The following is a 6,000-nucleotide window of genomic DNA, read 5'->3' as shown; positions in this document are numbered from 1 at the left end:
AATAAGGCTCGTCACCTTGGGTTAATGCAATTTCATACCAGTACTTTGCTTGCTAGCATAGTGCATAATTTAAAAACTGCCCTAGGCTTGAAGCGAAAATATGGGGTCGCTTAGGGTTATTGTGTCTATCGGTTGGTAAAACTAGCCAATAGACGTTAATTTACGGCAATTTAGGAGGCTTTTATGCCAATTCGGTGACTTTCTTCACTTCTTTAACACCAATTCCAGTTTTTAGTTGAGTTTGAAATTGGTGTCGAGAGACGGTCGCTGGTTTGTGCAAAGGTCTCATATTGATAAATTGAATCTACATCTTTCCATTTTATATTTTTTGTTGGTAAAACAATTTCATTTAACGGTAGCCACTCAACCTTTTGCCCTTTTAACAACTTATCCAAAATCGCACTCATGCCCCTGCCTCCGACATCATTCGATCAATATCCGCATAACGCTCTAATAAATAAATAAAAAATGCGTATTCCTTGCTCATGCCTCAATCTCCGCTACAATCGCATCAATCTCAGCACGTAACCTATCAATATTTGCCACCGTCTTTTTAATCTCGGCATTGAGCTCATCAATATTGATAACCTCACGGGTATCTTCCGCTTCCACATAGCTACTTACCGCCAAATTATAGCCATTGTCGGCAATGTGGCTATTTGCTACCGATTTGGCAAAATAGGGCACATCTGCTTTACTGGCAAACACCTCGATGATTTGCGCTACATGTTCATCGGTTAGCGTGTTGGTGTTGGTTTCTTTTTTAAACAGCTTGCTTGCGTCAATAAACTGGGTTTGGGTGTCAGTCTTATGCTTGGACAAAACCAAAATATTGACCGCAATCGACGTACCAAAAAATAAATTGGGCGCAAGGGCAATCACCGTTTCAACAAAGTTATTATCCACCAAATATTGACGGATTTTTTGCTCAGCCCCACCACGGTAAAAAATACCAGGGAACGACACAATCGCCGCCCGTCCCCTGCTCGACAAATACGCCAACGCGTGGAGGATAAAAGCAAAATCCGCCTTTGACTTGGGCGCAAGCACACCTGCAGGGGCAAAGCGTTCATCATTAATCAGCGTTGGGTCATCGCCCCCCACCCATTTGACCGAATAAGGCGGATTGGACACAATCGCGTCAAACGGTTTGTCATCACCAAAATGCGGCTCAAGCAGCGTATCGCCAAGCATGATATTAAACTTGTCGTAATTGATGTTGTGCAAAAACATGTTCATACGCGCCAAGTTATACGTGGTGTGATTGATTTCTTGCCCAAAAAATCCATCTTCAATGATGTGCGCGTCAAACTGTTTTTTGGCTTGTAGCAAGAGCGAACCAGAACCTGCCGCAGGGTCATAAATCTTATTGACGCTTGCTTGCCCGTGCAATGCCAACTGAGCAATCAATTTAGACACATGCTGAGGGGTAAAAAATTCACCGCCTGATTTGCCTGCGTTGGCCGCATAGTTAGAAATCAAAAATTCATAAGCATCGCCGAACAGGTCAATTTGGTTGTCTTCAAAATCACCAAAATCTAGCTCTTCTACCCCTTTTAGCACAGCAGCAAGGCGTTTGTTCTTATCGGCAACCGTATTGCCCAAGCGGCTGCTGGTGGTGTCAAAATCGCCAAATAACCCCTTAATATCTGGCTCGGATGGATAGCCCAACGCCGATGACTCGATGGCTGAAAAAATATTGGCCAAATCGGTGTTTAAATTGGCATTGGTGCTGGCATTTTTGGCGACATTGCTAAACAGCTGACTGGGATAGATAAAATAGCCTTTGGTTTTGATAGCATCATCTTTAATATTGGCTAAAATCGGGTTATCGTCATCAAACATCGCATAATTGACACCCTCATCACCCCCTTCAATATAATTGGCAAAATTCTCGCTGATAAAACGATAAAACAACGCGCCTAGAACGTATTGTTTAAAATCCCACCCATCTATTGAACCTCGCACATCATTGGCGATTTGCCAAATACGGCGTTGTAGCTCTGCCCGTTGTTGAGTTGCAGTCATAAAAAACCTAGCCTATCTAAAATACCTAAAATTTAACAATCCATTAACGGATAAAAATACCGCAAAATGCCGTATGCCTTACCTTAAAACCTTTGACTAGTATAGCTTTGGCGCAAAACAATTGCCGCTTTTTTTGTCGCAAATGGACAGGTATATGCAAAAATATATGCAAAAAAGCGCAGTTCTTCAAATTTTATTAATAAAATTTAAATAAAAATCAATAAAAAATAAAAAACAGTATATCTAAGCAAAATTCTCGCCAAAAACTAGCGTTATCCACTCCATCAAGCCAAGCTGGCTTAACGCATTTTATGGCGTAAGGTCATATGAAACTATCTGCGACAACCTAAAGACGGTTCAATTAGCAAAACGATAACAAGACCAGCGTAAAACAACGACATTTTGGGCGGCAGGCTATTTTATGATGGTAGGGTAACTTCTTTAAAAAAAGGTAACCTTTATGCGCGCATTAACTTATCATGGTGCCAAAGATGTTCGGGTTGATAACGTCCCTGAGCCCAAACTTGAAGCCAAAGATGATGTCATTTTAAAAGTCACTGCCACCGCTATTTGTGGCTCAGATTTGCACCTGTATCGCGGTAAATTCCCTGCGGTGAAAGAAGGTGATATCTTTGGGCATGAGTTTATGGGGATTGTCGAGGAAGTCGGCCCAGAAGTCACCGCCGTCAAAAAAGGCGATCGTGTGGTTATCCCCTTTGTTATTGCTTGCGGTCAATGCTTTTTTTGCCAAAACGATTTAATGGCCGCCTGTGAAACCACCAACCCCGACCCAGGGGCAGCGCTCAACAAAAAACAAATCCCACCACCTGCCGCGTTATTTGGCTTTAGTCATATGTATGGCGGCGTTGCAGGCGGTCAAGCTGAGTACGTGCGAGTACCAAAAGCCAATTTTGGCCCTTTTAAAGTACCAGGCTCACTGTCAGATGAAAAAGTATTGTTTTTATCCGATATTTTGCCCACGGCTTGGCAAGCGGTTATCAATGCCGAGGTCAAAAAAGGCTCAAGTGTAGCGATTTGTGGAGCAGGGCCGGTTGGTCTGCTATCAGCGGCCTGTGCAAAAATGCTTGGAGCAAGCCAAATTTTTATGGTGGATCACAACGACTATCGCTTGCAATACGCCCAAGAAACCTATGGGGCAATTCCTGTGAATTTTGATAAAGTGGATGCCGCAGAATTTATCATTGAGCAGACGGCAGGGCATCGAGGCGTGGACAGTGTTATTGATGCCGTAGGGTTTGAAGCCAAAGGCAGTATTATTGAGACCTTGCTTACCAACTTAAAACTAGAAGGCTCAAGCGGTGCAGCCTTGCGCCAGTGTATGGCAGCGGTACGACGTGGCGGCATTGTTAGTGTCCCAGGTGTGTATGCAGGCCCAATTCACGGCTTTTTGTTTGGCGATGCCTTTGACAAAGGCTTGACCTTTAGAATGGGGCAAACCCATGTGCATAAGTACTTGCCAAAACTATTAGAATTCATTGAAAATGGCGACTTGTCACCTGAAGCCATTATTACCCATCGCATGAATCTATCTGACGCGGCAAAAGGTTATGAAATCTTTGAACAGCGCAAAGAAGAATGCCGCAAGGTAATTTTAACGCCTTAGGTTCACCGCCCAAAGGGCAACGCAACATTTGCAGAAAATAGCACGCCAAGGCTTGTAGGGGTGATTAAAAAATAAACACCGCCACAAACCTATGCGTGCTATGTTTTTTAAAAGATTGCGTTTTGTCCTGTGTAATTTTGTCCTGTGCAAAAAGTTGCGCTGTCTATCCCAATGATTACGAAACCGCCGTAAGCCTGCGTCTAAAGCCACAGGTTTTTGGCAACGCGTGAAAAAATCGGGCGTGCCTGTAGTAAACCAAAATTGACTTCCTCCCCTCCCTATCGTTCGGGGATTCCTGCTCCCAGACGGTCAAGCCCTGCCGTTAGGATGGTCAAAAGACACGAACCAATTTAAGTGTGTGTTTACAAACGTTTTACCAGTTAAGTTATTGCGCACTTTAGTCTTAACTTAACTGTTTTATGTAAAACGTTGAATATAGGGCAGTGAATATAGCAAAACTTATTTCATTTAACCCTATGCCTTACATCCACCACCTAACGTTGCAGGTTTACGGCAACAAGTGATAAAGTGGATTTAAAGATAGCCAAATTGAAACGATCTGTATGAATCAGATACTTAAACAAGTGCCAAGCCCATAAAATTCACATCAATTTTCAACGCCTTTATTAATCGGTGCATGGTAGCCCAAGTAGGACAGGTATCACCGTTTAACGTTTTATATAGGCTTTCACGATTGAGGCCTGTCATACTGGCGACGTTAGCCACACCATAGTGTTTTACTAAATGTCCTAAGGCAATAACAAACACTTGAGGATCATCATCTAAAAACGCCTCATGCAAATATTCGCTGATTTCTGCCTCGGTTTCTAGGTAATCAACAGGGTTAAATTTACTCGTTTTCATTATCATCAACCTCATCATATTCCAAATTGGCTATCATGGCTTGGGCGGTCTTAATGTCGCTTTGCTGAGTCGATTTATCACCACCGCATAACATAAAAATAATCGTCTGACCTTGTATGGTGAAGTATAAGCGATAGCCTGCGCCAACAAACACTCGCATTTCACTCACCTGGCCACCGACGGATTTGATATCGCCTAAGTTGCCTGCTTCTGCTCTGGTTAGCCGTAACACAATCGCTTTAACAGCTTGTCTGTCTTTTAGCTTTTTCAACCATTTATCAAAATCCGCCGTTGTCCGTATATCATACATGCCCAAACCTCTTTGTAGCTTACAGGATACATTATCACAAATTTGGTTAATGATAAAGGCTGATCTTGCGTTATCTGTCTTAGACGAGTATACAAAACGAACAACCTAGCATAATAAGAAAGTTTATTAACATGTTAGACGACGCTCATATGCTAATCGCTGCTAAGGCGCTTTTGAGAGTAGTTCCACTCCAGCCTTTTTTAATTCCCCTTTCGCTGTCACATAGTGATATAGCGTGCTTGGAGGGATATCGCCGAGTTCCTTACAAATAGACGGAATGCTGCGGGTTTGGTCAGCCATCAAATGCTGGGCATAGCGCAATTTTTCAGGTGTCATCACCCGTGGTCGTCCACCTTTACGCCCACGGGCACGGGCAGCCGCCAAACCTTCCTTCACCCGTTGGCGAATCAAATTGCGCTCCATCTCCGCAAACGCCGCTTGAATCTGTAAAAACGCCCGACCTGCAGGTGTCGTCGTATCCATGGGCGAATTAATTGCCTTAAAGCCAATACCTTTCTCTGCTAACGCATCAATCAGCCGAATCAACTCACCTGCCAAACGTCCCAACCGATCCAAATCCAACACCACCAGCACATCGCCTTTACGCAAATAGTTCAAGCAATCATTTAACCCATGGCGCTGGGTATCACTGCCCGAGGCCATATCGGTAAAAATCCTCTCACAGCCAAATTCTGTCAGCGCATCAACCTGACGGTCTAACACTTGATGTCCTTCACTGGTCGATACACGCGCATAGCCGATAAAACTCATCGTATTTCTCACAACAAACCATAATTTAGCGTTATTATTATAACTTGATTACTCTAGGTTTTTCATGAATAAATTGCTTAAAAAAAGGACCTGAATGGTTCTTTTACATTAACTCACGAAAAACAAATGAATTTCGTGACATCCAATGAGCGGTATATGGGTAAGGCTGGTGAGACGTAAGGCGGTGCTGGTTACAGGCAAGCAAGTTTGGCTTTCCATTTGTAAAAGGTTGAACTTGCTATGCCATGCTGATGACATAGCTCTTTTACGGGTACACCTGCATCAGCTTCTTTTAAGATAGATACAATCTGGCTTTCGGTCATTCGTTTGCGCATGCTAAAACTCCTTATCATTGGTTTATAAGAAATTCTATGTCTGAGCTGTTTTATTTTAGGGGAGGGTT

The 6,000-nt window shown here is 43.1% G+C and carries 6 protein-coding genes and 2 pseudogenes; 2 read left to right on the top strand and 6 right to left on the bottom strand.

Annotated elements, in window-relative coordinates:
• A pseudogene (locus AC5L4R_RS09165) lies at positions 1 to 114 on the top strand (IS5/IS1182 family transposase); the annotation flags it as partial.
• Positions 115 to 212: 98 nt separating this feature from the next.
• Here the strand turns inward: AC5L4R_RS09165 and AC5L4R_RS09160 are convergent.
• Positions 213 to 407 carry a hypothetical protein gene (locus AC5L4R_RS09160; protein ID WP_494473562.1) on the bottom strand — a complete coding sequence of 65 codons (195 nt, stop codon included), beginning with the start codon at positions 405 to 407 and terminating at the stop codon, positions 213 to 215.
• 76 nt (positions 408 to 483) lie between these two features.
• Entirely contained in the window at positions 484 to 2,028 is a 1,545-nt protein-coding gene (locus AC5L4R_RS09155; RefSeq protein WP_494473561.1) for a type I restriction-modification system subunit M, read from the bottom strand.
• A gap of 460 nt (positions 2,029 to 2,488) precedes the next feature.
• Here AC5L4R_RS09155 and AC5L4R_RS09150 point away from each other — a divergent pair, with 460 nt between their 5' ends.
• On the top strand, positions 2,489 to 3,652 hold the full coding sequence (locus AC5L4R_RS09150; RefSeq protein WP_494473560.1) for a zinc-dependent alcohol dehydrogenase: 1,164 nt from the start codon (positions 2,489 to 2,491) through the stop codon (positions 3,650 to 3,652).
• Between the two features lie 576 nt (positions 3,653 to 4,228).
• Here the strand turns inward: AC5L4R_RS09150 and AC5L4R_RS09145 are convergent.
• The 4 genes and pseudogenes from AC5L4R_RS09145 to AC5L4R_RS09130 form a co-directional block, all read right to left on the bottom strand.
• Positions 4,229 to 4,516 carry an addiction module antidote protein gene (locus tag AC5L4R_RS09145; RefSeq protein ID WP_494473559.1) on the bottom strand — a complete coding sequence of 96 codons (288 nt, stop codon included), beginning with the start codon at positions 4,514 to 4,516 and terminating at the stop codon, positions 4,229 to 4,231.
• Positions 4,503 to 4,826 carry a type II toxin-antitoxin system RelE/ParE family toxin gene (locus AC5L4R_RS09140; protein ID WP_494473558.1) on the bottom strand — a complete coding sequence of 108 codons (324 nt, stop codon included), beginning with the start codon at positions 4,824 to 4,826 and terminating at the stop codon, positions 4,503 to 4,505. Before AC5L4R_RS09140 ends, AC5L4R_RS09145 begins: the two co-directional genes overlap by 14 nt.
• Positions 4,827 to 4,988: 162 nt before the next feature.
• Positions 4,989 to 5,609, bottom strand: a complete 621-nt coding sequence (locus AC5L4R_RS09135; RefSeq protein WP_494473557.1) for a recombinase family protein — start codon at positions 5,607 to 5,609, stop codon at positions 4,989 to 4,991.
• 194 nt (positions 5,610 to 5,803) lie between these two features.
• Positions 5,804 to 5,932, bottom strand: a pseudogene (locus tag AC5L4R_RS09130) (transposase); the annotation flags it as partial.
• Between the last annotated feature and the right edge of the window lie 68 nt (positions 5,933 to 6,000).

This window comes from Faucicola sp. SE7633 (genome assembly GCF_059264685.1).
The sequence above is the reverse complement of the archived record's forward strand: the minus strand, read 5'-3'. Positions and strand labels throughout refer to the sequence as shown.